General features: G+C 70.2%; 3 protein-coding genes and 1 pseudogene. 2 read left to right on the top strand and 2 right to left on the bottom strand.

What is annotated here, in order from left to right; genetic code table 11:
• Positions 1–943: Lrp/AsnC ligand binding domain-containing protein (locus ACWEN3_RS44610; protein ID WP_452983890.1), on the top strand; the 943-nt coding region annotated here is incomplete at its 5' end.
• A gap of 59 nt (positions 944–1002) precedes the next feature.
• Positions 1003–1212: pseudogene (locus ACWEN3_RS44605) on the top strand (hypothetical protein); the annotation flags it as partial.
• 197 nt (positions 1213–1409) lie between these two features.
• On the opposite strand, the gene ACWEN3_RS44600 reads toward ACWEN3_RS44605, so the two are convergent.
• Both ACWEN3_RS44600 and ACWEN3_RS44595 read right to left on the bottom strand, forming a co-directional pair.
• Complete coding sequence (locus ACWEN3_RS44600) at positions 1410–1661, bottom strand: STAS domain-containing protein (RefSeq protein ID WP_452983896.1); 252 nt, start codon at positions 1659–1661, stop codon at positions 1410–1412.
• Positions 1662–2000: 339 nt separating this feature from the next.
• Positions 2001–2504 (bottom strand): ATP-binding protein, encoded by a 504-nt coding sequence (locus ACWEN3_RS44595; RefSeq protein ID WP_452983893.1) that lies wholly within the window; start codon positions 2502–2504, stop codon positions 2001–2003.
• Between the last annotated feature and the right edge of the window lie 368 nt (positions 2505–2872).

The following is a 2872-nucleotide window of genomic DNA, read 5'->3' as shown; positions in this document are numbered from 1 at the left end:
GGGGCTCAGCCCCGCCACCGTTCGCCGCCGCCTGCACGCGCTCGGCGCCGACGGCGCCGTGCGCGTAGTGGTCTCACCGGTCGGGCCATCGCGAGCCGGCGGGTCGGCCGGGGCCCTGTTCCTGCGCATCCGGGTCCTGCGGGGAAAGCTCGACACGATCGTGGCCGCGCTCGCGGCGCGCGAGGACATCCCGTTCATCGACGTCACCACCTCGGGTGACGAGATCTTCGCGGTTGCCCGCACCGAGCCGGGATCACGCGACCCGTTGGTCTTCCGCCGGCTGCCCTCAACCCAGGCGGTGACGTCCCTGGAGAGCGCCACGATCCTGCACGTCTTCCGGCTCATCTCCGAGTGGCGGCACCAGGTGCTGACCGTGCCCGAACGCGCGGCGCTGAGCCCGGCCGAGCCGGTCCCCGGGGCGACGGCTTCCGGTTCTGCGGGCCCGTACGGCGTCGACACCGATGCCCTGGAAGTCCCTCATCGACGCCCTCACCCGCGACGCGCGTCTGAGTGCGGCCGCCCTGCCCGCCCGAACCGGCCACCCGGAGAGCACGGTGCGCCGCCGCCTCGCCCAACTGACGGCCCAGGGCCGCCTGATGACCCAGGTCCTGGTCGATCCGCGCCGCCTCGGCTGCCCATCGAGGCCAAGCTGCTGCTACACGTGGCCCCCGACCATCTGGCCGCCGCCGGGCAGGCGCCGGCCGACCACCCCTCGGTGCACGGTGCGTTCGCGACGTCGGGGCCCTCGAACCTGCACGCGGCCGCGTACTTCCCGGACCTGACAGCCCTCTACGGCTTCCTCTCCCGCGACCTGGTCGGCCTGGGCATCACTCATGTCGAGACGGCCATCGTCAGCCGCGCCGCCAAACGCACTCACGCGCCGGTCCAGCCGGTGCCAGGTGGCCAGGGCCGGGTGAACGCCACGTCGAAGAGCGGCAACTGACACCCACAGTCGAGGCCACTGTCCTGACCGATAAGGCCAGCAACCACCTGTCCGCCGTGATGTCCGCGCTGCTGAAGGCAGCACGCGGAACCACACTCAAAACGGTGACCGGGCTCGCGGCCGCGCAGGCCGCGCTAGAGGGCGCTCCACTCGCTGCCGACCCTGTCGACAATCTGAGCCTGGAGATCGACGGCGGGTGGGCGGCACCGCTCAATCTTGCGATCACCAGTGAACTGCCGCTGTGGAGCGACGACCTGTTCATACGGGAGATCGCCCACGCCGCGGCCGTCCCCGCGTTCGGCACCCGCGCCCTGTGCCTGGTTCTGGCGGCGGAGCAGCGCACAGCGGACACCTCTGAGGCGGACGACGCCCTCTTCGGGGCTCCGCAGCACACGATGTGCGACCGGCGGCACGTTTCGCTCTTCGTGATCGTCGCTGGGGACGTGGCGCTGCGCACATTCGGGTTTCAGGGAGTGGCAGAGTCCGGGCTGGGTGCCGGGCCGTGCTGTGGTCGCAGGCCGAACCCGGCGTCGAGGCCCGTGATCGTCAGCACGCGCAGCAGTGTCGTCCGAGCCCCTTGCAGAACGAACTCGGTCCCGGCTGGTTGGACGCTGTCCCGGGCCTCGATCAGGGTGCTGAGACTGGCCGCGTCGCAGAACGACACCGCGGACACGTCCATCACCAAGCGGACCGGCCACTGAGCGAGGCACTCTGTCACAACGGCTCCCAGTTCCGGGCCCGCGAACAAGTCCGGTTCACCGAAAACGCCCAGCAGCACCGTGTCGCCCTCACACAGCGCCAGGTAGGTGACTCCTCACCCGCTGCTCATCCCGCGTCCCTTGCGAGCGCAGCGCCGCCTGCAGGCAGCCCACCAGCCGCCGGCCGATCACCCGATGCCTGGTTCGAAAGCGGTCCGATGGTGCACGGGCCATGCGGGCTGACGCACTGGTGCTGAAGTGATGTGGTGGTGCGGCTGCGCCTGATCATGCCGCTCACCTGCCCCGGCAGACCGACATCTCTCCTGCCGCGACGCTATCCGACAACCGCCAGAAGCGCGTCACGCAAACGTTCGATCCCCGCGTCGTCGGCGTCGGGCGAGACGGCCGACTACCGGCTGCCTCCGGTGCCCACCGCCGGGCTCATCGTGCGTCAGTGCCAGGCTGGCGATGAGGCGTTTGCCGACCGGCTCCCGCATCGCCTCGAATCCCTGGCAGAGAGCCATGACGATCTCCAGGCCGTGCTGCCCCACCCGGCCCGCGTCCGCGGCCCGGGCCACCGGCAGCACCGGATCGGAGTCCCACACCTGGACCTCCACCAGATCCCCGGCGATCCGCAGATCCAGCAGGATCGGTCCGGCGGCGTACTTCTGCGCGTTGGTGACCAGTTCGCTCACCACCAGTTGCGTCACCTCCACCACCCGCTGCGAGACCGCAACGCCGTGCTCGGCGCGCATCCGGGTCAGGAAGCCGGCAGCCAGGCGACGGGCCTCGGCGATGCAGGGTCCCTGCCCGTCCAGAGCCACCGCCGCTCCCAGGGGAGCGTCATCACTGTGGGGCGTCATGCTGTCCTCGCCCGACAAGGCCCGTTCCATCCGCGCCGCCTCTTCTACCTCATGCTTCCAGGGCCACGTACCCGTGATCGGCCAAGGCATCCCACCCCGAACCACGCAGGGTTTGTTGGGTAGGCCACACATGGGCATCGGCCCATACGATGCCGGGCATCGTTTCGGGCAAAATGCCAGGCCGTAGTCGAGATCAAAAATGCTGAGGAAGTCGTGATGGAGACCGAGAACGTGTACCGGCCGGAACCGTTGAAGGTCACCTCCACAGCCACCGCCGGCACCACCGTGGTGACCGTGAGCGGCGAGATCGACCACACCAGCGCCGGCCCGCTCGTCCAGGCCCTGGCCCCCGGCGGACTCGGCGACCC

Source organism: Streptomyces sp. NPDC004561 (assembly GCF_053602155.1).
Note: the sequence above shows the minus strand (reverse complement) of the source record. Positions and strands in the feature narration are given on the sequence as shown.